At 62.1% G+C, this 22,720-nt stretch carries 19 protein-coding genes and 1 pseudogene; 6 read left to right on the forward strand and 14 right to left on the reverse strand.

Annotated elements, in window-relative coordinates; genetic code table 11:
• A pseudogene (locus HBR94_RS28590) lies at positions 1–117 on the forward strand (IS110 family transposase); the annotation flags it as partial.
• Between the two features lie 82 nt (positions 118–199).
• On the opposite strand, the gene HBR94_RS08585 reads toward HBR94_RS28590, so the two are convergent.
• The 5 genes from HBR94_RS08585 to HBR94_RS08605 form a co-directional block, all read right to left on the reverse strand.
• On the reverse strand, positions 200–1,225 hold the full coding sequence (locus tag HBR94_RS08585) for a putative 2-aminoethylphosphonate ABC transporter substrate-binding protein (RefSeq protein WP_170044512.1): 1,026 nt from the start codon (positions 1,223–1,225) through the stop codon (positions 200–202).
• A 26-nt stretch (positions 1,226–1,251) separates the two neighbouring features.
• Positions 1,252–2,976, reverse strand: a complete 1,725-nt coding sequence (locus HBR94_RS08590) for a putative 2-aminoethylphosphonate ABC transporter permease subunit (RefSeq protein ID WP_170044513.1) — start codon at positions 2,974–2,976, stop codon at positions 1,252–1,254.
• Position 2,977: 1 nt separating this feature from the next.
• Positions 2,978–4,042 (reverse strand): putative 2-aminoethylphosphonate ABC transporter ATP-binding protein, encoded by a 1,065-nt coding sequence (locus HBR94_RS08595; protein ID WP_057440403.1) that lies wholly within the window; start codon positions 4,040–4,042, stop codon positions 2,978–2,980.
• A 237-nt stretch (positions 4,043–4,279) separates the two neighbouring features.
• Positions 4,280–5,143 (reverse strand): LysR family transcriptional regulator, encoded by an 864-nt coding sequence (locus HBR94_RS08600; RefSeq protein WP_057440404.1) that lies wholly within the window; start codon positions 5,141–5,143, stop codon positions 4,280–4,282.
• Between the two features lie 16 nt (positions 5,144–5,159).
• Positions 5,160–7,478 carry a heavy metal translocating P-type ATPase gene (locus HBR94_RS08605; RefSeq protein ID WP_170044514.1) on the reverse strand — a complete coding sequence of 773 codons (2,319 nt, stop codon included), beginning with the start codon at positions 7,476–7,478 and terminating at the stop codon, positions 5,160–5,162.
• 85 nt (positions 7,479–7,563) lie between these two features.
• Here HBR94_RS08605 and cadR point away from each other — a divergent pair, with 85 nt between their 5' ends.
• Positions 7,564–8,013: a Cd(II)/Pb(II)-responsive transcriptional regulator gene (gene cadR / locus HBR94_RS08610; protein WP_057440406.1), complete on the forward strand. Its 450-nt coding sequence runs from the start codon at positions 7,564–7,566 to the stop codon at positions 8,011–8,013.
• A 114-nt stretch (positions 8,014–8,127) separates the two neighbouring features.
• Here cadR and HBR94_RS08615 read toward each other — a convergent pair whose 3' ends face one another.
• Positions 8,128–9,099 carry a thymidylate synthase gene (locus tag HBR94_RS08615; RefSeq protein WP_057960909.1) on the reverse strand — a complete coding sequence of 324 codons (972 nt, stop codon included), beginning with the start codon at positions 9,097–9,099 and terminating at the stop codon, positions 8,128–8,130.
• A gap of 51 nt (positions 9,100–9,150) precedes the next feature.
• Positions 9,151–9,963 carry a prolipoprotein diacylglyceryl transferase gene (lgt, locus tag HBR94_RS08620; RefSeq protein ID WP_057440408.1) on the reverse strand — a complete coding sequence of 271 codons (813 nt, stop codon included), beginning with the start codon at positions 9,961–9,963 and terminating at the stop codon, positions 9,151–9,153.
• A 213-nt stretch (positions 9,964–10,176) separates the two neighbouring features.
• On the opposite strand from lgt, the gene HBR94_RS08625 reads away from it, so the two are divergent.
• Entirely contained in the window at positions 10,177–10,923 is a 747-nt protein-coding gene (locus HBR94_RS08625) for an NRDE family protein (RefSeq protein WP_115129222.1), read from the forward strand.
• Between the two features lie 100 nt (positions 10,924–11,023).
• Here HBR94_RS08625 and ptsP read toward each other — a convergent pair whose 3' ends face one another.
• Together ptsP and HBR94_RS08635 are read right to left on the reverse strand one after the other, a co-directional pair.
• Positions 11,024–13,303 (reverse strand): phosphoenolpyruvate--protein phosphotransferase, encoded by a 2,280-nt coding sequence (gene ptsP / locus HBR94_RS08630; RefSeq protein WP_057960910.1) that lies wholly within the window; start codon positions 13,301–13,303, stop codon positions 11,024–11,026.
• A 22-nt stretch (positions 13,304–13,325) separates the two neighbouring features.
• Positions 13,326–13,805: an RNA pyrophosphohydrolase gene (locus HBR94_RS08635; RefSeq protein ID WP_053128161.1), complete on the reverse strand. Its 480-nt coding sequence runs from the start codon at positions 13,803–13,805 to the stop codon at positions 13,326–13,328.
• Between the two features lie 143 nt (positions 13,806–13,948).
• Here HBR94_RS08635 and HBR94_RS08640 point away from each other — a divergent pair, with 143 nt between their 5' ends.
• Positions 13,949–14,605 carry an HAD family hydrolase gene (locus tag HBR94_RS08640; RefSeq protein WP_169960097.1) on the forward strand — a complete coding sequence of 219 codons (657 nt, stop codon included), beginning with the start codon at positions 13,949–13,951 and terminating at the stop codon, positions 14,603–14,605.
• 112 nt (positions 14,606–14,717) lie between these two features.
• Here HBR94_RS08640 and HBR94_RS08645 read toward each other — a convergent pair whose 3' ends face one another.
• Positions 14,718–15,131 carry a DUF2269 family protein gene (locus HBR94_RS08645; protein WP_057960912.1) on the reverse strand — a complete coding sequence of 138 codons (414 nt, stop codon included), beginning with the start codon at positions 15,129–15,131 and terminating at the stop codon, positions 14,718–14,720.
• A gap of 40 nt (positions 15,132–15,171) precedes the next feature.
• The gene (gene ilvA, locus HBR94_RS08650) at positions 15,172–16,686 is read right to left on the reverse strand and encodes a threonine ammonia-lyase, biosynthetic (RefSeq protein WP_057440412.1); all 1,515 of its coding nucleotides are present in this window, start codon (positions 16,684–16,686) and stop codon (positions 15,172–15,174) included.
• 136 nt (positions 16,687–16,822) lie between these two features.
• Here ilvA and rpiA point away from each other — a divergent pair, with 136 nt between their 5' ends.
• Entirely contained in the window at positions 16,823–17,494 is a 672-nt protein-coding gene (gene rpiA / locus HBR94_RS08655) for a ribose-5-phosphate isomerase RpiA (protein ID WP_057960913.1), read from the forward strand.
• A gap of 362 nt (positions 17,495–17,856) precedes the next feature.
• The gene (locus HBR94_RS08660; protein WP_115129440.1) at positions 17,857–19,803 is read left to right on the forward strand and encodes an autotransporter domain-containing protein; all 1,947 of its coding nucleotides are present in this window, start codon (positions 17,857–17,859) and stop codon (positions 19,801–19,803) included.
• 7 nt (positions 19,804–19,810) lie between these two features.
• Here HBR94_RS08660 and HBR94_RS08665 read toward each other — a convergent pair whose 3' ends face one another.
• The 3 genes from HBR94_RS08665 to HBR94_RS08675 form a co-directional block, all read right to left on the reverse strand.
• Positions 19,811–20,731 (reverse strand): SdiA-regulated domain-containing protein, encoded by a 921-nt coding sequence (locus HBR94_RS08665; protein WP_057960915.1) that lies wholly within the window; start codon positions 20,729–20,731, stop codon positions 19,811–19,813.
• Between the two features lie 120 nt (positions 20,732–20,851).
• A complete protein-coding gene (locus HBR94_RS08670; protein WP_170044515.1) occupies positions 20,852–21,778 on the reverse strand; it encodes an SdiA-regulated domain-containing protein in 927 nt (308 codons plus the stop codon).
• A gap of 264 nt (positions 21,779–22,042) precedes the next feature.
• Positions 22,043–22,708, reverse strand: coding sequence for a fumarylacetoacetate hydrolase family protein (locus HBR94_RS08675; RefSeq protein ID WP_170044516.1), 666 nt, complete (start codon positions 22,706–22,708; stop codon positions 22,043–22,045).
• Positions 22,709–22,720 lie beyond the last annotated feature (12 nt).

Raw genomic sequence — 22,720 nt, forward strand, 5'->3', positions numbered from 1 at the left:
ACGACTCAAGCCCTGGTCATCATTGGCCGCAAGCTGGCGCGCATCGCCTTTTCGCTCATGAAAAACCTGAGCGAATACCAGTCAAAAGCGGTTTTGGGGGCTTCCCCAAAACCATAGAATCTCCCACAGGATGAATTGTGAACACCTTCAAATGTGGGAGCTGGCTTGCCGGCGACGAGGCCATCAGCCCCAACGAATATTATTGACCTGCCACTTTCTCCGACTTGCCGTCATAGCGCTTACGCCATTCAGCCAGGATGTTATCGCGGTTTTTCGAGGCCCAGGCAAAGTCATTCTTGATCAGGCGCTGCTCATAGTCCGCCGGCAATTCTGTCTGCGGCTTGGCAATGCCCGGCTGGGCCAGCACGGCGAAGTTTTCCTTGTACAGCTCCATCGCTGCGGGGCTTGCAGAGAAATCGGCGAGCTTCTGTGCCGCTTCCGGGTGGGCCGTGCCCTTGATCACCGCAGTGGCTTCGATGTCCCAGCCCAGGCCTTCCTTGGGCAATACGATATCCAGTGGCGCGCCCTGGCGCTTGAGCTGCACCGCCGGGTATTCGAAGGAAATGCCGATTGGGAACTCACCGGAAGCCGCCAACTTGCATGGCTTGGAACCGGAGTGCACGTACTGGCCGATGTTCTGGTGCAGGTCATCCATGTACTGCCAGCCCTGCTTCTCGCCGAAGGTCTGCAACCAGGCGCTGACGTCGAGAAAACCGGTGCCGGACGACGCCGGGTTAGGCATGACGATCTTGCCCTTGTACTCAGGCTTGGTCAGGTCTTGCCAACTGATCGGCTTGCTCAGGCCCTGTTTCTCGGCTTCGACAGTGTTGAAGCAAATGGTCGCAGCCCACACGTCCATGCCGACCCAGGCCGGTGGGTTGGCGGCGTCGCGGTAGTTCTTGCCAATTTTGTCCAGATCCTTCGGCGCATAGCTTTGCAGCATGCCTTGCTGATCGAGGATCGCCAGGCTGGAGGCCGCCAGGCCCCACACCGCATCGGCTTGTGGGCGGGCTTTTTCTGCCAGCAGCTTGGCGGTGATGATGCCGGTGGAGTCGCGCACCCACTTGATCTCGACGTCCGGGTTGACCGCTTCGAAGGCTTTCTTGTAGGTCTTCAGCTGCTCGGCTTCAAGGGCCGTGTACACGGTCAACTCGGTCTTGGCAGCAAAGGCATTCAGGCTGAACGCGGTGAGCACAGCAGCGGCGAGGGCCAGGGGCTTGAACATGGTGCGTTTCCTTGTGTGGGGCAGAGTTATTGACCGGGCGCGGTTTGGCGCCAGGCCTGGGAGCGGCGCAACAAGCCGCGTGAGGCCCACGCCAGCAGCAGCGAGACGCCGGCTGAAGTGAACAGAATCAGGGTCGACATGGCCGCCGCGCCGCCCACGTTGCCGGCGTCGTCCATGTTCAGCACCGCCACCGCCGCAAGGATGGTGTCGGGGCTGTAAAGAAAGATCGCCGCAGATACGGTGGTCATCGCCGAGACAAACAGGTAGCGCAGGATATCCAACAGCGCCGGCAGGCAGATCGGCACGGTGACCCGCAAAAAGTGGCGGTACAGCGGCGCCTTGAGCGACAGCGCGGCGGCTTCGAACTCGGCGTCGAGTTGGCGCAGGGCGGTGGTGGCGGTCATTTGCGCGGTGGTCAAATAGTGAGCAATGGTGCACACCACCAGCAGCGTCATGGTCCCGTAGAGCACATGCAGCGGGTTGCCGTTGAGGTTGAAAAAGAACACGTAGCCCAGGCCCAGCACCAGGCCAGGCACCGCCATCGGCACAAAGCTGAGCATGCGCAGCGCCAGGTTCAAGCCCTTCTGCCCCTTGGTCTTTTCCATCAGGTAAGCGCCGGTGAAGATCAGCACGCTGCCAATCAGTGCGGTGCAGATCGCCATGGTCAGGCTGTTGCGATAGGCCAGCCAGCCGCCGCCAGCGGTGTCGTTGAACTGGTAGTGGTTGAGCGACAGCGACAGGTTGTACGGCCAGAACTTCACCAGCGACGAGTACACCGCCATGCCGAACACCAACAGCAGCACCGCGCAGATCAGCAGCACAATCGCCAGGTAGCAGCCATCACGCAGACGCGATGGCGCCGGCTGGAACACCTGGGCGCGGCCGCTCATGGAGTCGCCGTGGCGCCGGCGCAGCCAGGTATCCACCGCGAAACTGAGCAACGCCGGCAGCAGCAGCACCATGCCGATCAAGGCGCCGCGACCGAACTGCTGTTGGCCAACCACGGCCTTGTAGGCCTCCAGCGCCAGCACTTGATAGTCACCACCCACCACCACCGGTACGCCGAAGTCCGTGATGGTCAGGGTGAACACCAGGCAGAACGCGGCGAACACGGCCTGGCGCGTCGCCGGCCAGGTGATGCTGCGAAACGCCCGGGCCGGGCTGGCGCCCATGCTCGAGGCGGCATCGAACAACCGCGCATCCGCCAGGGACAGCGCCGACAGCAGGATCATCAGCGCATGGGGAAAGGTGTAGATCACTTCACCGAGGACAATCCCCCAGAAGCCGTAGATGTTGTCGGACAGCAGGCCGCGCAACATGCCCTGGTTGCCGAACAGGTACACCAGGGCGATGCCCGGCAGCATCGACGGCGCCATCAGCGGCAGCAACGACAGGCCGCGCCAGAGGGTCTTGCCGGGGATCAGCGTGCGTTGCAAGGCGTAGGCAAACAGGTAGGCCAGGGGTACGACAATGATCGCGACGCTCAGGGAGACCTTCAGGCTGTTGCCCAGCAGCCAGTGGAAGTTGGCGCTGGTCAGCAGCTCACGCGCCGCCACCAGGCCGCCGCCCTGGCCGTCTTCGGCGCTGAAACCGCGCCAGAAGATCGCCAGCAGCGGCAGCAGTACGGCGAGGCCCAACAGGCACAGCAGCAGTAGCTTGCCGCCCAGTACGAAGATACGGTCGCCGATTTGCGCACGGGCAGCCTGACGCGCCACACGGCCGGGTACTGGCAGGGTCATATCAGTGGCCATCTCAGGCAAACACCTGCAGGCTGCGCGGCGGCAGCGCCACCCAGATATCCTGGGCGCCCAGGCGTGGCATGGCTTCCGGCGCCAGTTCGGCCAGCAGCGGATGGCCGGGCAACTGGTCCAGTTCAAAGCTCATGCGGCAACGGTTGCCGAGGAAGGTGATCTCGCGGACCTTGGCCGGGAACAGGTTTTCTTCGTGTACCGGCGGGTTGACGCTGATCGCTTCCGGCCGGCAGAACAGGCGGCCCGACGCGGCCTTGCCGCTGTCTTCGGCCAGGCGCACATTCATCCCGCCAACCTGGGCGTGGCTGGCGCTGTTGCGGCTGAAGGGCAGCCAGTTGCCCTGGCCGACAAACTCGGCCACGAACGGGGTGGCCGGGCGGTCGTAGATCTCTTGAGGGGTGGCGTACTGCTCGACCTTGCCGTTGTTCATCACGGCGATGCGGTCGGCCATCAGCATGGCCTCGTCCTGGTTGTGGGTGACCATCAGGGTGGTGATGCCCAGGCGGCGTTGCAACTGGCGCAACTCGGTGCACAGGTGCTCGCGCACCCGGGCATCGAGGGCCGACATCGGCTCATCCAGCAGCAACAGCGACGGGGCCGGCGCCAGGGCACGGGCCAGGGCGACCCGTTGCTGCTGGCCGCCGGACAGTTGGCCGGGGTATTTCTTTTCGCTGCCGGTCAGGCCCACCAGCTCCAGCATCTGCGCCACGCGTTTGCGCACTTCATCGCGACCGCTGCCGGCCAGGCCGTAGCCGATATTGGCCTCGACGCTGAGGTTGGGGAACAGCGCGTAGGACTGGAACAGAATGCCGTAGTCCCGCGCCTGGGGTGCCAGTAGGGAAACGTCACGATCACCCAGGTACAACTCGCCGCTGTCCTGGCGCTCCAGGCCGGCGATGCAGCGCAGCAAGGTGGTCTTGCCGCAGCCCGAGGGGCCGAGCAGGCACACCAGTTCACCGGCGGCGACGTCCAGGGACACATGGTCCAGGGCAGTAAAGGCGCCAAAGCGCTTCTGGATACCACGCACCGTCATCGGCGCGCCGGGGTTGAGCTGGGCTGTGTTCATGGTGGCACCTCATCAAACTGATGAAGGCCATGCTAGGCAGCAAATGCGTCCCTGGTGTGGCAGGAAGGCAAAAGCGGGTGATAGTGGTATTGGTGGATTTGGGTAGGGGTAAAGCCATGGGGTGTTGGGTCTACCGCTATCGCAGGCAAGCCGGCTCCCACATTTGGAGCTGTGAATACCTTCACATGTGGGAGCTGGCTTGCCTGCGATGGCGATTTCAAAACCACCCAAAATCTTTCAGAGCGGCGACATTTCCTGCGCCAACCCCAGAAACGCCGCCGGCAACCGCGCACCTTTACGCTCCTTGAGGCAGTACAGGTATTCAGGAATCTGCGGCGCATTCTCGATGGTCAGCACCCGCAGTTGCGGGTCATGGGGCACTTCCTGGCGGGCGATGATGCTGATGCCGATATTGCGCAGCACCGCCTCGCGGATCGACTCACGGCTGCCGATTTCCAGCAGCGGCCCATAACCCACGCCAGCGCCTTTGAGCATCTCTTCGGTCAAGCGCCGGGTGGTCGAACCTGCCTCGCGCATCAACAGGGTATGCCCCGCCAGCGCACTGAGCGGCACATGTTCCAGCACGGCCAGCGGATGATTGCGATGCACCGCCAGCACCAGCGGGTCGGAGCCCAGCACCCGGCGGATCAGGCGCGGGTCTTCCAGCAATTGCGAGGAGGCGGCGACGTCCACCCGGTAATCATCCAGTGCTTCGAGGACCTGCTGGGAGTTGCCGATTTCCACTGCCACTTCCACGTGGGGCAAGCGTTCGCGGAAGGTTTTCACCAGGTCGAGGATGTAATAGGGCGCGGTCGCGGCGATGCGCAACGTGCCCTGGACCTGGCCGCTGTTGCGCAGGAAAAACTCGATATCCGCCTCCTGCTGCAACAGCGCCTTGACCATCGGCAACAGCCGCGCCCCTTCGTCGCTGACGGTGAGGCGGCGGCCACCGCGATAGAACAGCTCAACCGAGTACTGGCTTTCCAGATGGCGGATCTGGGTGGTCACCGTAGGTTGGCTCAGGCCGAGTTTTTTCGCCGCCTGGGTAATGCTGCCCAGGCGGGCGACCATGTAAAACGCCTTCAACTCGGCACTCAGCACACCACCCTCTCATCGACTATTTGCGCAACAGGCGCAGACCATTGAATACCACCAGCAGGCTCACGCCCATGTCAGCAAACACCGCCATCCACATGGTGGCCATGCCCATGAAGGTGACGGCCAGGAAGATCGCCTTGATCACCAGCGCCAGGGCGATGTTCTGCTTGAGGATACTCGACGTTTGTCGCGACAAGCGTATGAATGCCGGAATCTTGCGCAAATCATCGTCCATCAGCGCCACGTCGGCGGTCTCGATGGCCGTGTCGGTGCCTGCTGCGGCCATGGCAAAGCCAATTTCGGCGCGGGCCAGGGCCGGGGCGTCGTTGATGCCATCGCCGACCATGCCGACCCGGTGGTTTTTCCCGTACAGATCCTCGATAGCCTTGAGCTTGTCGGTGGGCAACAGATCGCCCTGGGCCTGGTCGATGCCCACCTGGGTGGCAATTGCCTGGGCGGTGTGGGTGTTGTCGCCGGTGAGCATCAGGGTCTTGATGCCCAGGTCGTGCAACTGCTGGATGGCTTCGCGACTGCTGTCCTTGACCGTATCGGCCACGGCGAACAGCGCCAGCGGGCCGGATTTGTCGAGCAGCAGCACCACGGACTTGCCTTGTTTTTCCAGGGCGAAGAGTTTTTCTTCAAGGGCCGGCGAGCACAGGCCCAGCTCTTCCACCAGGCGGTGGTTGCCCAGGTGATAGACCTCACCGTTGATCTCGCCACGGACCCCGCGCCCGGCCAGGGCCTCGAAGTTATCCACAACCTGCAGCAGGAGTTTTTTATCCACAGCCGCATTGGCGATCGCCAGCGACACTGGGTGGTCGGAACGCGCGGCCAGGCTGGCGGCCAGGGCCGGCGCGTTGTCTTCTACATTGGGGAACAACGCCAGGTAGTCGGTCTGCACCGGCTTGCCGTGGGTGATAGTGCCGGTCTTGTCCAGGGCCAGGTAGTCGAGCTTGTAGCCGGCCTCCAGGTACACGCCGCCCTTGATCAGGATGCCTTTGCGCGCCGCCGCCGCCAGGCCGCTGACGATGGTCACCGGGGTGGAAATCACCAAGGCACAAGGGCACGCGACCACCAACAGCACCAGGGCGCGGTAGATCCAGTCAAACCACACCGCGCCCATGAACAGCGGCGGGATCACGGCCACGCCGAGGGCAAACAGGAACACCGCCGGGGTGTAGATTTTCGAGAAGCTATCCACAAAGCGCTGGGTCGGCGCCCGCGAGCCCTGGGCCTGTTCCACTGCGTGGATGATGCGCGCCAGGGTCGAGTTATTGGCGGCAGCGGTCACCCGGTATTCCAGGGAACCGGCCTGGTTGATGGTGCCGGCGAAGACTTTATCGCCCACGGTTTTCTCGATCGGCAGGCTTTCGCCGGTGATCGGCGCCTGGTCGATGGTGGACTGGCCGGCGGTGACTTCACCATCCAGACCAATGCGCTCGCCGGGGCGTACCCGCACGATGGCACCCAGTTCAATGGTCTTGACCTCTTGTTCGACCCAACTACCGTTCGCCTGACGCACCGTGGCCTGCTCCGGGGTCATTTGCATCAAGCCACTGATGGCATTGCGCGCACGGTCCAGGGACTTGGCCTCGATCAGCTCGGCCACGGTAAACAGGAACATCACCATCGCCGCTTCCGGCCACTGGCCGATCAGGATCGCACCGGTCACGGCGATGCTCATCAGCGCGTTGATGTTCAGGTTGAGGTTTTTCAGGGCAATCCAGCCCTTTTTGTAGGTGGTGAGGCCGCCACTGAGGATCGACACCAGCGCCACCAGCGCCACCACCCAGGTCGGAGCCGCGTCGGTGAAATGGATCACCTCCGCCGCCAGGGCGCAAAAGCCGGACAGGGCCAGCGGCCACCAGTGCTTCTTGGCCGGTGGTGCGGCGGCCGGCACGCCCTCCTCGATCGGATCGGCCTGCATGCCCAGGGACTTGATGGCCTCGACGATCGGCGCGGTGCTCGGCAGGTCGTGGGTGACACCGAGGATGCGGTTGATCAGGTTGAATTCCAACTGCTGCACACCGGCCATCTTGCCCAGTTTGTTCTGGATCAGCGTTTGCTCGGTGGGGCAGTCCATGGCCTCGATGCGGAAAGTGCTCAGGCGCGCGTTGGCGCTGGTTGTTTGCGTCAACGTCACCAACGAGGGGGCTGCCGCGCCGGAACAGCAGGAGCCGCCGCCATGATCATGCTCTTTCACAGGGGCAAGCTTTTGCGCGTGATCATGATGGCTGTGGTCATGATCATGGCCGTGGTCGTGATGGCTATGATCATGGTCGTGATCATGATCGTGGCTGTGGTCGTGCTTGTGCGGGGTGCGCAGGGATTCGCTCATTGTGTCGCGTCCATGAAGGTGCCTGTTGCCAAGTAAAGACCCTGTAGCCACTATAGGGTCAAGCACCCTTTTGGAGATTGCTGCGATGAAGATCGGTGAATTGGCCAAACTGACCGACTGCCCGGTGGAGACCATCCGTTACTACGAGAAGGAAGGCCTGCTGCCGCCACCGGCGCGCAGCGAGGGCAACTACCGCCTGTACACCCAGGCCCACACCGAGCGCCTGACGTTTATCCGCAACTGCCGCAGCCTGGACATGACCCTGGAGGAAATCCGCAGCCTGCTGGGCCTGCGCGATAGCCCCCAGGACCAGTGTGAAAATGTAAATGCGCTGATCGACGAGCATATCCATCACGTCAAGGCGCGGATTGATGGGTTGCTGGCCTTGCAGAAACAGTTGATCGACCTGCGCCAGCGCTGTGGCGAAGGGCCGGAGATCGACCAGTGTGGGATTTTGCAGCGGCTGGAGGTCAGTGGGAGTGTGGCGGCCAGTGAGGCGGAGCATTCACATGTGGGTCGTAGTCACGGGCATTAGATAATGGGGTGACTGAGTTGACGCCATCGCAGGCAAGCCAGCTCCCACATGTGCCTGAGTACTCGGTCACTTGTGGGAGCTGGCTTGCCTGCGATGCAGACGATGCGGTCTCGACTAGACCGCCATCGGCGCCGTCATCGGCGCATGGTGCTCATAGCCTTCCAGCGAGAAATCGCTCGGTTCGATCAGCTCCAGCCACTCCGGCTGGTACACCCCGGTCTTGGCAAACTCCGGCACGCGCTCGCTGATCACCAGCTTCGGCGCGGCGAAAGGCTCGCGCTTGAGCTGTTCGTTGAGCATGTCCAGGTGGTTTTCGTAGACGTGCGCGTCACCGATGAAATAGGTGAACCAGCGCGGCGTGTAGCCAGTCAGGCGGCCGATCAGGCTCAGCAGTGCCGCGCCTTCGGTGAGGTTGAACGGCGTGCCCAGGCCCAGGTCGTTGGAGCGGATGTAGAGGGTCAGGGAAATCTCCCTGGTCTCGACATTCGGGTGGAACTGGTACAGCAGGTGGCACGGCGGCAAGGCCATTTCATCGAGCTGGGCGCAGTTCCAGCCGTGGAACAGGATGCGCCGGCTGCCCGGGTCCTTGATGATGGTGTCGACGCACTGGCGGATCTGGTCGATGGCCTTGTACAGCACCACGTAGGCCTGACCGTCTTCCTCGCCTTCGGCGATCTGGCGATAGCCCTGGGCCAGGGTCTGCTCGATAGCGGCCTGGTTGCTCAACGGGATCTGCTTGTACGCCGGCCATTTGCGCCATTGCACACCGTAGATCTCGCCCAGGTCGTCCTCGCCCTGGCGGAACGGGTTGGCCAGCCACTGCGCGTTTTCGTTAGCGTTCTGGTCCCACACCTTGCAGCCCAGGGCGCGGAATTCGGCGGCGTTGTTCACCCCACGCAAAAAGCCACACATCTCGCCAATCGCCGACTTGAAGGCCATTTTGCGAGTGGTGATGGCTGGGAAACCTTCCTGCAGATCAAAGCGCAACATCGCACCGGGGAAGCTGATGGTGTTCACGCCAGTGCGGTTGGCCTGCTTGGTGCCGTTGTTAATGACGTGGGAAACCAGCTCGAGATATTGCTTCATGACATTACCTGTATCGGTGAAGCCGAGGCCCTCAGGCCCCGGCGTTCGAATTTATAGCGCGCTGGTCTTGATCGCCTGCGGGCGGTTGTAAGCCCACCAGAGCAGGCCCAGGCCAGCAAGAATCATCGGAATGCTGAGAACCTGACCCATGGTCAGCCAGCCGAACGCCAGGTAGCCCAACTGCGCATCCGGCACCCGCACGAACTCGACGATGAAACGGAAAATCCCGTAGAACAGGGCGAACATCCCCGAAACCGCCATGGTTGGGCGGGGTTTGCGCGAGTAGATGTAGAGGATCAGGAACAGCGCCACGCCTTCCAAGGCGAACTGGTACAACTGCGACGGATGGCGCGCCAACTGCGCCGGGTCGCTGAACGGCGGGAACACCATGGCCCACGGCACGTCGGTCGGCTTGCCCCACAATTCGGCGTTGATGAAGTTACCGATACGCCCGGCACCCAGGCCAATCGGCACCATCGGCGCGATAAAGTCCATCAGTTGGAAGAATGACTTGCCATTGCGTCGGCCAAACCACCAGGCCGCGAGCATCACGCCGATAAAACCGCCGTGGAACGCCATGCCGCCCTTCCACACCTCGAAAATCAGGGTAGGGTTGGCCAGGTACGCGCTCAGGTCGTAGAACAACACATAACCCAGGCGCCCGCCGACAATCACGCCCATCGACATCCAGAACACCATGTCGGAGAGCTTCTCCTTGGTCCAGGTCGGATCAAAGCGGTTCAGGCGTCGGGAAGCCAACAGCCAGGCGCCGCCGATGCCGATCAGGTACATCAACCCGTACCAGTGGATTTTCAGCGGACCGATGGCCAGGGCCACCGGGTCGATCTGCGGGTAAGGCAGCATTGCGACTCCTCGTTAAATCATTCGTTATTGCGCACGGACCTTGCCGGTGGACGATTAAGCCTGCGTTACAGCGGCTCGATCAAATGAAGAAGTTCGCACCCGCGCCAAGCAGCCTGGCATGTTAACGGATGGGAGGCATCTGGCCCAACTTGGATACGATGGATAGCCGGCGGTTCTATGGGTAGAGTGAGCAAAACACAAAAGGATCGCCTTATGTGCCTGATTGTTTTCGCCTGGCGGCCGGGCCATGCCCAGCCCCTGATCGTCGCGGCCAACCGTGACGAATTCTACGCCCGGCCCAGCCTGCCCTTGGCCCAGTGGCCCGATACACCGCAGGTGTATGCCGGTCGCGACCAGGAAGCCGGGGGCACCTGGCTGGGGATCGGCGCCGACGGACGGTTTGCCGCGCTGACCAATATCCGTGACCCGCACCAGCCACCGGCGCGCAAGTCCCGGGGCGAGTTGGTGGCGCGTTTTCTCCACGGTTCCCTGCCGATTGACCACTATTTAGCCGATGTTAACGGCAGATCAATTGAATATGCCGGCTTCAACCTGCTGATTGGCACGCCGCAAGAGCTGTGGCACTACAACGCCAATGAGTCGACGCCTACCCAACTGACGGCCGGGATCTATGGCTTATCCAATGCCGGGCTGGATACGCCCTGGCCAAAGCTGCTCAAGGCCAAGGCAGCACTGGCCCAAGTGCTGGATGATCCGCACCCTGAAGCCTTGCTGGGGATTTTGAGCGACCCACAGACCGCACCCTTTGCCGAACTGCCGGATACCGGTGTCGGGTTGGCCACGGAAAGTCTGTTATCGAGTGTGTTTATCGCCAGCCCCAGTTACGGGACGCGAGCGAGTACCGCGCTGATTGTGCATGCCGATGGGCTGCGGCACATGGTCGAGCGCAGCTTTGGGCCCCATGGCGGGCGGCTGGGCGAGGTGGAACTGAGGATTTAGTGGAGACTGGGCCACCGTCATCGCAGGCAAGCCAGCTCCCACCGTTTGAAATACATTCCAAGTGTGGGAGCTGGCTTGCCTGCGATGGCCCCCCCTCGGTCTAGAGGGTTTTGGTCGCAGACGGATTGATCATCCGCGCCAACCCCAGGCTTTTCAGGGCCAACTGCAGCGAGCTGTGGATAACTTGCGGGTTGTCGATGGTCATCAATTCCGCCAGCAGATCCTTGGCCTTGCTCAGGTTGATCTGGCGCAGCATCCACTTGACCTTCGGCAGGTTGGTGGCGTTCATCGACAGGCTGTCAAAGCCCATGGCCATCAACAGCACCGCCGCCGCCGGATCACCGGCCATTTCCCCACAGATACTCACCGGCTTGCCTTCGGCATGGGCATCGCGCACCACGTTCTGCAAGGCTTGCAGCACCGCCGGGTGCAGGTAGTCGTAGAGGTCGGCCACCCGTGGGTTGTTGCGGTCCACGGCCAGCAGGTATTGGGTCAGGTCGTTGGAGCCCACCGACAGGAAGTCCACCTGCCGTGCCAATTCCTTGGCCTGGTACACCGCTGCCGGGATTTCGATCATCACGCCAACCGGCGGCATCGGCACGTCGGCGCCTTCGTCGCGCACTTCGCCCCAGGCCCGGTGGATCAGGTGCAGGGCTTCTTCCAGCTCGTGGGTGCCGGAGATCATCGGAAGGAGGATGCGCAGGTTGTTCAGGCCTTCGCTGGCCTTGAGCATGGCGCGGGTCTGGACGAGGAATATTTCGGGGTGGTCGAGGGTAACGCGGATGCCGCGCCAGCCAAGGAAGGGGTTGTCTTCCTTGATGGGGAAATAAGACAGTGACTTGTCGCCGCCGATATCCAGGCTGCGCATCGTCACCGGTAACGGATGGAAGGCGGACAGTTGCTCGCGATAAATCGCCAGCTGCTCCTTCTCGCTCGGGAAACGTTGGTTGATCATGAACGGCACTTCGGTGCGGTACAGGCCCACCCCTTCAGCGCCACGTTGTTGCGCACGCGCCACGTCCGCCAGCAGGCCCGTATTGACCAGCAGCGGTACACGGTGGCCGTCGAGGGTCACGCAGGGCAGTTCGCGCAGGGCATCGAGCCCCTGGGACAGCTGGCGCTCCTCCTCGACGATTTCGGCGTATTGCTTGCGCAGCACTTCGCTGGGGTTGGTATACACCTCACCACGGTGCCCGTCGACGATCATCGAGATGCCGTCGACCTTGGAATACGGCAGGTCCACCAGGCCCATCACCGTCGGGATGCCCATGGCCCGGGCCAGGATCGCCACGTGGGAGTTGCCCGAGCCCAACACCGAGACCAGGCCCACCAGTTTGCCTTCCGGCACTTCGCCGAGCATGGTGGCAGTCAGCTCTTCACTGATCAGGATGGTGTTGTCGGGGTAGACCAGGTTGGTGGTGCGGTCTTCCTGCAGGTAGGCCAGCAGGCGCCGACCGAGGTCGCGCACATCCGAGGCGCGCTCGCGCAGGTAGGCGTCGTCCATCAGTTCAAAGCGGTTGACGTGATCGGTGACCACCTGGCGCAGCGCGCCCTGGGCCCACTGGCCGGTCTTGATCACGGTCTTGACTTCGTTACCCAGGGACGCGTCGTCGAGCATCATCTGGTACACGTCGAACAGCGCCCGTTCCTCGGGGCGCAGCTGGGTGGCCAGCTTGGTCGACAGGTTGCGCATGTCGGCGCGCACGCCTTCCAGGGCGGTCTTGAACAGTTTGATTTCTGCGTCGATGTCGTCGACGGACTTGTCCGGCACCACGTCCAGGTCGGCCGGGGGCAGCATGACCACCGCAGTACCGACCGCCGCGCCAGGTGAACCCGGCACGCCGACGAACTTGGCTTCCTGGATCCCCTTGCCCTGGCGCCCCAGGCCGCGAATCGAGCCGGTGGCTTCGGCATGGGCGATCACCCCGGCCAACTGCGCACTCATGGTCACGAGGAAGGCTTCTTCACCTTCATCGAACTGGCGGCGCTCTTTCTGCTGGATGACCAATACGCCGACAACGCGGCGGTGGTGGATGATCGGTGCGCCGAGGAATGAGGCGTAGCGCTCTTCACCGGTTTCGGCAAAGTAGCGATAACGCGGGTGATCGGCCGCGTTTTCAAGGTTCAGGGGTTCTTCACGCGTCCCCACCAGGCCCACCAGACCTTCATTGGGCGCCATGCTGACCTTGCCGATGGAGCGCTTGTTCAAGCCCTCCGTGGCCATCAGCACAAAACGGTTGGTCTCGGGGTCCAGCAGGTAAACCGAGCAGACCTGGCTGCCCATGGCTTCCTTGACGCGCAACACAATAATCCCCAACGCCGCCTTGAGATCCTTGGCGGAGTTAACTTCCTGGACGATCTTGCGCAGCGTATTGAGCATGGCTCGGGGTCGAACTCCGTCGTCAGTCGCGCGATAAAAGGCGCGGGGCAAGCTCTTTGAGAGCGCGACGATAAACCTCGCGCTTGAATGTCACCACCTGGCCCAACGGATACCAATAACTGACCCAGCGCCAGCCATCGAACTCCGGTTTACCGGTCAAATCCATCCGCACCCGCTGCTCGTTGGAGATCAGGCGCAGGAGAAACCACTTTTGCTTCTGGCCGATGCACAGCGGTTGGCTGTGGGTACGCACCAGGCGTTGCGGCAAACGATAGCGCAACCAGCCTCGGGTACAGGCCAGAATTTGCACATCTTCGCGCTCCAGGCCGACTTCTTCGTTCAACTCACGGTACAGGGCGTCTTCAGGGGTTTCGTCGGGGTTGATCCCACCCTGGGGAAACTGCCAGGCATCTTGGTTGATTCGGCGAGCCCATAGCACCTGTCCGGCATCATTCGTAAGAATAATCCCGACATTTGGACGGAAACCATCGGGGTCGATCACGGCAACAACCTCGCAAACGCATGTCGCCGCATTGTTCCACAAAGCTTGTTGCAGCGGCAACGAGGCTGCTTACCTTATGTGCACTCTTGTGAAAAGACCGTATTCTGGACGCCTTTTTACAGACTTTTCAGCGAGTAACCGCAATGCGCCTGGCTTTATTCGACTTGGACAACACGCTTTTGGGCGGCGACAGTGACCACGCCTGGGGTGATTACCTGTGTGAACGCGGCATCCTCGATGCCGTTGCCTACAAGACCCGCAACGACGAGTTCTACCAGGATTACCTGGCCGGCAAGCTGGATAACGCCGCGTACCTGAACTTCAGCCTGGAAATCCTCGGCAGCACCGAGATGGCCCAGCTCGACGAATGGCACCGCGACTTCATGCGCGACTGCATCGAGCCGATCATCCTGCCCCAGGCCGTGGAACTGCTGGCCAAACACCGCGCCGCCGGTGACACGCTGGTGATCATCACCGCCACCAACCGCTTTGTCACCGCGCCGATTGCCGCACGGTTGGGGGTTGAAACCCTGATCGCCACCGAATGCGAGATGGCCGATGGCCGCTACACCGGGCGCAGCACCGATGTACCGTGCTTCCGTGAGGGCAAGGTGACGCGCTTGAATCGGTGGCTGGAAGAAACCGGCTTTAGCCTGCAAGACAGCTATTTTTACAGCGATTCGATGAATGACCTGCCGCTGCTGGAGCAGGTGACTCATCCGGTGGCGGTGGATCCGGATGCGAATCTGCGGGCCAAGGCCCAGAAGCGTGGTTGGCCGGTGATTAGCCTGCGCGGCTGATAAAGCTTTCGCGAGCAAGCCCGCTCCCACATTTGATCGGGTTCCACCTCTGGAATGCAATCGAATGTGGGAGCGGGCTTGCTCGCGAATGAAGGCGACCCGGTTTCAAGCCTTAAACGGGTTTGGCGCCCATCAACCCGGCAATCGCCACAAACCCCACCAGGCTGACAATCGCCAGGGCCAGGGTGAACTTCGCACTGCCCGTACCGCCCAGCCGCAGGCGATTGAGGCGCACCACCAGCCAGAACCAGGCCAGCGCCGCGACGCTGTAGATCACGCTGGAACCCAGGATCCACGTCTGCCCCAACGGCCAGCCGACCAGGTGCACCAGCCACCAGCCGGTAAACGGCATGCTCACCAGGCTTACGCCCATCAACAACCAGACAAACAGCCATGGCCGATGCAACGTAACCGCCGGGCCAGCGGCGCGCTTGCGCCAGCTCAGCACGGCCAGGGCCAGGCCACTGGCCAACAGCAGCACCGTTGCCACCATGTGGATCGTCTTGAGGGTTGTCAGATATTCCATGCTCTCGATTCCTTAAAGGCCGCCCAATCAGCGTAGTCGCTCAACCGAGGAACAGCTGATAGGCCGGGTTGTCGCTTTCATCCCAATACGGGTAACCAATCGCTGCCAACGCCGCCGGCACCAGATGGCGCTCGTTGGCCGGCACTTGCAGCCCGGCGACCACACGGCCGTCGGCCGCGCCGTGGTTGCGATAGTGGAACATCGAGATGTTCCAGCGCCCGCCCAATTTGTTAAGAAAGTTGAACAAGGCCCCCGGACGCTCCGGGAACTCGAAGCGGAACACCAGCTCATTGCTGACGTGCGCCGCGTGGCCGCCGACCATATGGCGGATGTGCAACTTGGCCAGTTCGTTCTCGGTCAGGTCCAGCACCGGGAAACCCTGCTCGCTCAGGCTGGCAATCAGCGCGCTGCGCGGGTCGGTTTCCGGGTGGGTCTGCACCCCGACAAAAATGTGCGCTTCGCTGCCGGAATGGTAGCGGTAGTTGAATTCGGTGATCTGGCGCTTGCCCACAGCCTCGCAGAAGGCCTTGAAGCTGCCCGGGCGCTCGGGAATGGTCACGGCAATGATCGCCTCGCGACCTTCACCCAACTCGGCGCGCTCGGCCACATGGCGTAGGCGGTCGAAGTTGACGTTGGCCCCGGAATCTATGGCGACAAAGGTCTGGCCACTGACACCACGGGTTTCTACATACTTCTTGATCCCCGCCACGCCCAATGCCCCTGCAGGCTCGGTGATGGAGCGGGTGTCGTCGTAGATATCCTTGATCGCCGCGCAGATTTCATCGGTGCTGACGGTGATCACTTCATCCACATAGTCCTTGCAGATATCGAAGGTGTGCTGACCGATCTGCGCCACCGCCACGCCATCGGCAAAGATCCCCACGGCCGGCAGCACCACGCGTTCGCCCGCGGCCATGGCAGCCTGCAGGCAGTTGGAGTCGTCCGGCTCGACGCCGATGATCTTGATCTCCGGGCGCAGGTACTTCACATACGCCGCGATACCGGCAATCAGGCCACCACCGCCCACTGGGACGAAAATCGCGTCCAGCGGCCCCGGGTGCTGGCGCAGGATCTCCATCGCCACGGTGCCCTGCCCGGCAATGGTGTGTGGATCATCATAGGGGTGAATGTAGACGTAGCCTTTTTCGTCGACCAGCTTCAGCGAATACGCCAGCGCTTCCGGAAAGGAGTCGCCATGCAGCACCACTTTGCCGCCACGGGAGCGTACGCCTTCGACTTTGATTTCCGGGGTGGTCTTGGGCATCACGATCGTGGCCTTGACCCCCAGCACCTTGGCCGCCAGGGCCAGGCCCTGGGCATGGTTACCCGCCGAGGCGGTGACCACGCCACGGGCACGTTCTTCGGCCGTCAGTTGGGTCAACTTGTTGTAGGCGCCGCGAATCTTGAAGGAAAACACCGGCTGCAAGTCTTCGCGCTTGAGCCAGACCTTGTTGCCCAGGCGCTCGGAGAGCTGGCGGGCGGTCTGCAACGGGGTTTCCACGGCAACGTCGTAAACGCGCGAGGTGAGGATCTTTTTGACGTACTGTTCGAGCATCGGAAAGCATCACTGGGCGGGTTGGGCAGGGCCGAGGAGTCTAACCCGCCTTTTGGCCGGACGACCACACGAATCCAGAGGTTTTGTTGGGTTATACTCGCGCCCCTCTTTACTCCCCGCCCGTTCCGGAGCCCGCATGACCCAGGATCAACTCAAACAGGCAGTGGCCCAGGCCGCCGTCGATTTAATCCTTCCTAAACTCGACGATAAAAGCATCGTCGGCGTCGGCACCGGCTCCACCGCCAATTGCTTCATTGACGCGCTGGCCTTGCACAAGGGCGCATTCGACGGCGCCGTGGCCAGCTCCGAAGCCACCGCCGCGCGCCTCAAGGGCCATGGCATTCCGGTGTACGAACTCAATACCGTGAGCGACCTGGAGTTCTACGTCGACGGCGCCGATGAAAGCGACGAGCACCTGAACCTGATCAAGGGCGGCGGCGCAGCCCTGACCCGCGAGAAAATCGTCGCGGCCGTGGCCAAGACCTTTATCTGCATCGCCGACGCCAGCAAGCTGGTGCCGGTACTGGGCAACTTCCCGCTGCCCGTCGAAGTGATCCCCATGGCCCGCAGCCACGTGGCTCGCGAGCTGGTGAAACTGGGCGGCGACCCGGTGTACCGCGAAGGTGTGCTGACCGATAACGGCAACATCATCCTCGACGTGTTCAACATGCAGATCACCAACCCGGTGGAGCTGGAGACCCAGATCAATGCCATCGTCGGTGTGGTCACCAATGGCTTGTTTGCGGCACGGCCTGCGGATGTGCTGCTGCTGGGGACCCGTGAAGGCGTGAAGACCCTCAAGGCCTAAGTACACACAGAACCCCTGTGGGAGCGGGTTTGCTCGCGAATACGGTGTGCCAGTCACCGATTTTGCTAGCTGACACACCGCATTCGCGAGCAAGCCCGCTCCCACATTTTTGACCGCGCTCCATCCGATGGACATGTAACAAAAACGCTACTTTTCGCAGCAACCCCTCCCCCGCTTGCCCCAATCTGTGCGCCAGGTCACGGCAGCCCCCGCCGCATCTGGTATCAAATCCGTTACAACTTATAGCCAGGCGACCCCCACTTCCAACAACGCGCCAATTCGCGCTTGCCCCATGGAATGAGGCGCGCATTGTGCAATCGGTCCCGCCGAGCCACTCCCTCAACCACCTCAAGGAAGACCTTGTGATCAAGCCCCTAGCCCTCGCTGTCAGCGTTGCCTGTGCCCTGCTGTCGACTCAATCCCATGCCTACGACTATGGCGAGCACGCCAATGTCACCCTGGAAAAGCTGATCACCGACTACCCCGGCCGCTATCGCGGCACGGCCAACTTCGCCGGGGCCGCCGACTGGATGCAGAGCCAGATGGGCAGCGCCTATGACATCAGCCGCCAGGATTTCACCTGGAATGGCGGCAGCCGCGCCTCGCAGAACGTGGTGGCCTACGCCGCCGGCACCAAACCGCAGTACGTGGTGATTGGCGCGCACTTCGATACCTACTTCGGCCGCCCGGCCCTGCAAGGCCTGGACGACAACGGTTCCGGCGCCAGCGTGCTGACCGAAGTAGCGAAGAACCTTGGCGGCCTGCAACTGGAAAACGGCTTGCAGATCGTCGGCTTCGGCGCCGAAGAGGAAGGCTTGCGTGGCTCCAAGGCGTTTGTCGATTCGTTGAGCGCCAGCCAGCGCGCCAATATGCTGGCCATGATCAACCTCGACAGCCTGATCACCGGCGACATGATGTACGCCCACGCCGGCCAAAACAGCACCGCCAACCCGGCCCTCGCCTCATTGCGCGAGCACACCTTCCAGATCGCCAAGGAGCTGAACATCAACCTGTTCACCAACCCCGGCCTGGACGCGCAATACCCCGCCGGCACTGGCTGTTGCAGTGACGGCGAAGCCTTCGAGGGGCTCAATATCCCAATCCTGTATGTGGAAGCCACCAACTGGGAACTGGGTGCCCTGGACGGCTACACCCAGACCGACAACCCGGCGATCCCCGGCGGCTCGACCTGGCACGACCCCACCGAAGACAACAAGACGGTCCTGACCAACGCCTTCGGCCAGGAACGCATCGACCAGCGCCTGCGCGACTATTCGCGCCTGCTCAGCCGCCTGGTGCTGGAGCTGACCAATGCCGACTTGATGGCCTCCACCAGCTCGGGCGGCGCGGTTGCGCGCAATATGCAGGACAACCTGCAGCGCCAGCACCAAGCCATGGTGCGCCTGCATGACCGGCGCTGGCTGACCCTGCAATCGGCCAGCCGTGAAGTGGGCAGTTTCGATGGCGAGATCGGCGTGGACGGCGAATACAACCCAGACAGCGGCTTCGACACCGCCCCCAACCCCGAGGCCCGGCGCCTGGGCCTGCATGCCCTGGGCGACTATCAACTGAGCAGCAGCCTGAACATCGGCGCCAGCCTCAGCTACCTCAACGGCCGCGACAAGCTGGAACACCGTGGCAAGCTGCAAAGCGACACCTGGCAAGCTGCGGTCTACGCCCTGTTGAACGATGGCGGCCCGACCTGGCTGGCCGGCGACCTGAGCGTGGGCCACAGCAGCTTCGACTCAAAACGCAACCTGCTGATCCAGGCCAATGGTGGCCCCGTGCTGCTTAACCAGCAACTGACTGGCGAGACCGACGCCCTGTCCCTGGGTGCCCGAGTGCTCGGCGGTTATGACTTCGATCTGGGCGCGATCAAGACCGGACCGTTTGCCGGGCTCGATTACAGCCACTCGCGCATCGACAAGTTCCACGAGAAGCAGAACCTGCGCACCGCCCTCGAATATGAAGAGCAATCCTTCGACTCCCTGGAAGCCAGCCTTGGCTGGCGTGTGCGCGGTGCCGTGGCCCTGCCTTACGGCCTGAGCCTGATGCCCTACGGCGACATCGCCTGGGTCAAGGAATTGGCCGACGGCCGCCTCGACGACCTCGACCTGACCGCCCGCGCCGACGGCCAGGCCCGCACCGCACGCCTGGGTTCAGTGGACAAGAGTTTCGGCCGCGCGCAGGTCGGCAGCCAATTGGCGATCACCCCGCAGCTTGGGGTGTACGCCGAAGTGAACGGCCGCCTGGGCCATGCCGAAGGCAGCCAGACCGGCTATTCGCTGGGTGTGCAATGGATGTTCTGATCCGCGCCTACCGCTGCTCGGGCTTTTTCTTGAAGACATAGAACAGGTTCGGCTCACTCACCAGGTACAACGTGCCATCGTCATCCATGGCGATACCCTCGGCTTGGGGCACACGTTTTTTCAAGCCATTGCGCCCCTTGAGCAGCGACAAGCTGCTCAAGGGGCGACCGTCGATATCCAGTTCCAGCACCAGGTACGACTCATCGGACAGCGCCAGTAAATGGCCGCTGCGCTCGTCGTATTGCAGGCTGGACAGGTCGCGTACAAACAGCCCGGCATCGCGTCGGGGGTTGTTGACTACGTGGACCGAGTAGGTTTTTTCCGGTTTGAAATGGGGAAAGCCGTGCACTTCGTAGATCAACATCGGGTCCCGCTCCTTGGCGACAAACAGGCGCTTGCCCACCGAGTCATACGCCAGCCCTTCAAAGCCTTTATTGCCCTTCAGGTGCACACCCAGGGTCATCTGCTCGGCCTCGGCCGCGTCGAGAAACTGCGTGTCGTCCTCCAGGTGAATCTTGATCAGCCGCTGCTGACGCTCATCGCTGACCACATAGGTGTTCTCGCTGATGAACTCCACCGCTTCGGCATCGCCAAACCCCACCAGGTTGATACGCCGCAGGATCTTGCCGTCCAGGGACAGTTCAACCAGTTCGGCGTTTTGATTGGTCACGGTAAACAGGCTCTTGCGCACCGGGTCGTAGGTCAGCGCCGAGACATCATCATCCAGGCCCTCAATCACCTGGGCTTCCAGCACCACCTCATAGTCCGCCAGGCCAATGGAGCGTTCATCCAGCGGCTGGCGCCAGGTCTGCCAGTTGAACCAGGCGCGCTCGAATAATCGAAACTGCTGGGCGACCACGCCCACGGCAACCAGGGCGATCAGCAACAGAATAAGAAGGGCAGGTTTGGGGCGGGCAAATCGGCGCATGGGGGCTGGCTCAAAGTCAAAACTGGCAAATGAATATCACAGCCGTCTGAATTTAAACTTAAACGCAGCTCAATGTCTGGGGAATGCCGCGCATAGAGAAGAGTCCGACGTATTAGTCGGCTATTTCTGCTTATCGAACCGATAAAACAGATTGGGCTCGCTGACCATGTACAGCGTGCCGTTTTCGTCCATGGTCACGCCTTCGGCGCGGGGGATCGTATTTTTCAGGCCATTGAAGCCGCCCAGCACGGTCATGAAGCTGACCTGTTGACCCTTTTCGTCCAGCTCCAGCAGCAGATGAGAGTCGGCGGACAGCACCAACAGGTGGCCGGTACGCGGATCGACACTCAAGGCCGAGAGATTGCGGATATCCAGTTCGGAGCTGGGCAACTTCTGCTTGTCGCCCGCCAGGACCTGGCCGCCGTCGCTGGCCCAAGTAAACAACTGCGCCGGACGCTCGATACCCAGCACCAGCTGTTGATTGCGTTTGTCCCAGGTGATGGCCTCGAATGCCTTGTTCTGGTTCTCGGAGGGGCCCAGGTCGTAGCTTGGGAAGTCGGCGAAAGCCAGTTGGCGCGTGTCGGCATCCACCTTGACCAGCGTCACGTTGTGCCTGCGCTCATCCACGATGCCCAGCACGCCGTTTTCCATGACCGTCACGCCTTCCGGGTTGCTCCAGCCCACCAGGGGAATCTTGCGCAGCACATCGCCCTGCAGGCTGAGTTCTACCAGGAACGGGTTGCGACCCATCACTGCGAATAAGGTTTTGGTCTGCGGGTTGTAGGCCAGGTCCGACGCTTCGTCCTTTTCCATGCCGGGCAATGGCTTGGCGTCGATCACCGCCTGGTAGTCCGGAAGCCAGACGCTTTCTCGGCGTTCGACCGGGCTTTCAAAGCGCTCCAACACCCATAACGCGCCCCGGTCATCCCAGTGCATCAACCAGGAAACCCCATACATGATCACCCCGGCCAGCAACAGCCAGGAGTACCAGCGCATATTCAGGCGCGGGCGCGGGGTGGGATTCGCAGAAGAAAGGGGTACGGCCATGGAGGCATTCCAGATAATCGGCTGTCGGTGATGGCCCAGGGCTCAGAGCGCCTGGGTGCCATATGGCCGAGGATTATCCGGATGGCGTGTGAAAAAAATGCAAAACCCCGATGTGCGCAGTACGCACAAATAATCTGTGTACGGGCTTGTGTGGGAGCCGGGCTTGCCCGCGATGCAAGCACCGTGGTGTATCAGGCACACCGCGGTGATGCTATCGCAGGCAAGCCAGCTCCCACACAAGCCGGCTCCTACAGAGAGATGGGGTTAGCGTACGGCGCTTTCGAAGCGACTGACACCCGGCAGTTCCAGCACCAGTTCGTCACCCACTTGCAGCGGGCCTACGCCCACAGGGGTGCCGGTCAGGATCACATCCCCGGCCTGCAACGAGAAGCAACCGGCCATGTGCTGGATCATCGGCACGATCGGGTTGAGCATCTGCGCGCTGTTACCGTCCTGGCGCACCTGGCCATTGATGCTCAGGCGAATGCCGATATCGGTAAAGTCCGGGAAGGTGCTGCCCACCACGAACGGGGCAATGACCGCCGCGCCGTCAAAGGACTTGGCGATTTCCCACGGCAGGCCCTTGGCCTTGAGTTCGGCCTGCTTGTCGCGCAAGGTCAGGTCCAGGGCCGGGGCGAAGCCGGAGATGGCGTCCAGCACTTCTTCACGGCTCGGGGTTTTCGACAGGGGTTTGCCGATCAGCACCGCGATTTCCGCTTCGTAATGCACCGAACCGCGCTCGGCTGGAATGGCAAAGCCGCCTTCCAACGGCACCACGCAACTGCCCGGTTTGATAAACAGCAGAGGCTCGGTCGGCACCGGGTTATCCAGCTCCTTCGCGTGTTCGGCGTAGTTGCGCCCGATGCAGACCACTTTACCCAGTGGAAAGTGGATGTTGGTGCCGTCGACGTACTTGTGCTGATAGCTCATGGCCCGCTTCCT

It is taken from the genome of Pseudomonas sp. WS 5412, assembly GCF_012985615.1.
GTDB classification, from domain to species: Bacteria; Pseudomonadota; Gammaproteobacteria; order Pseudomonadales; family Pseudomonadaceae; genus Aquipseudomonas; species Aquipseudomonas shahriarae.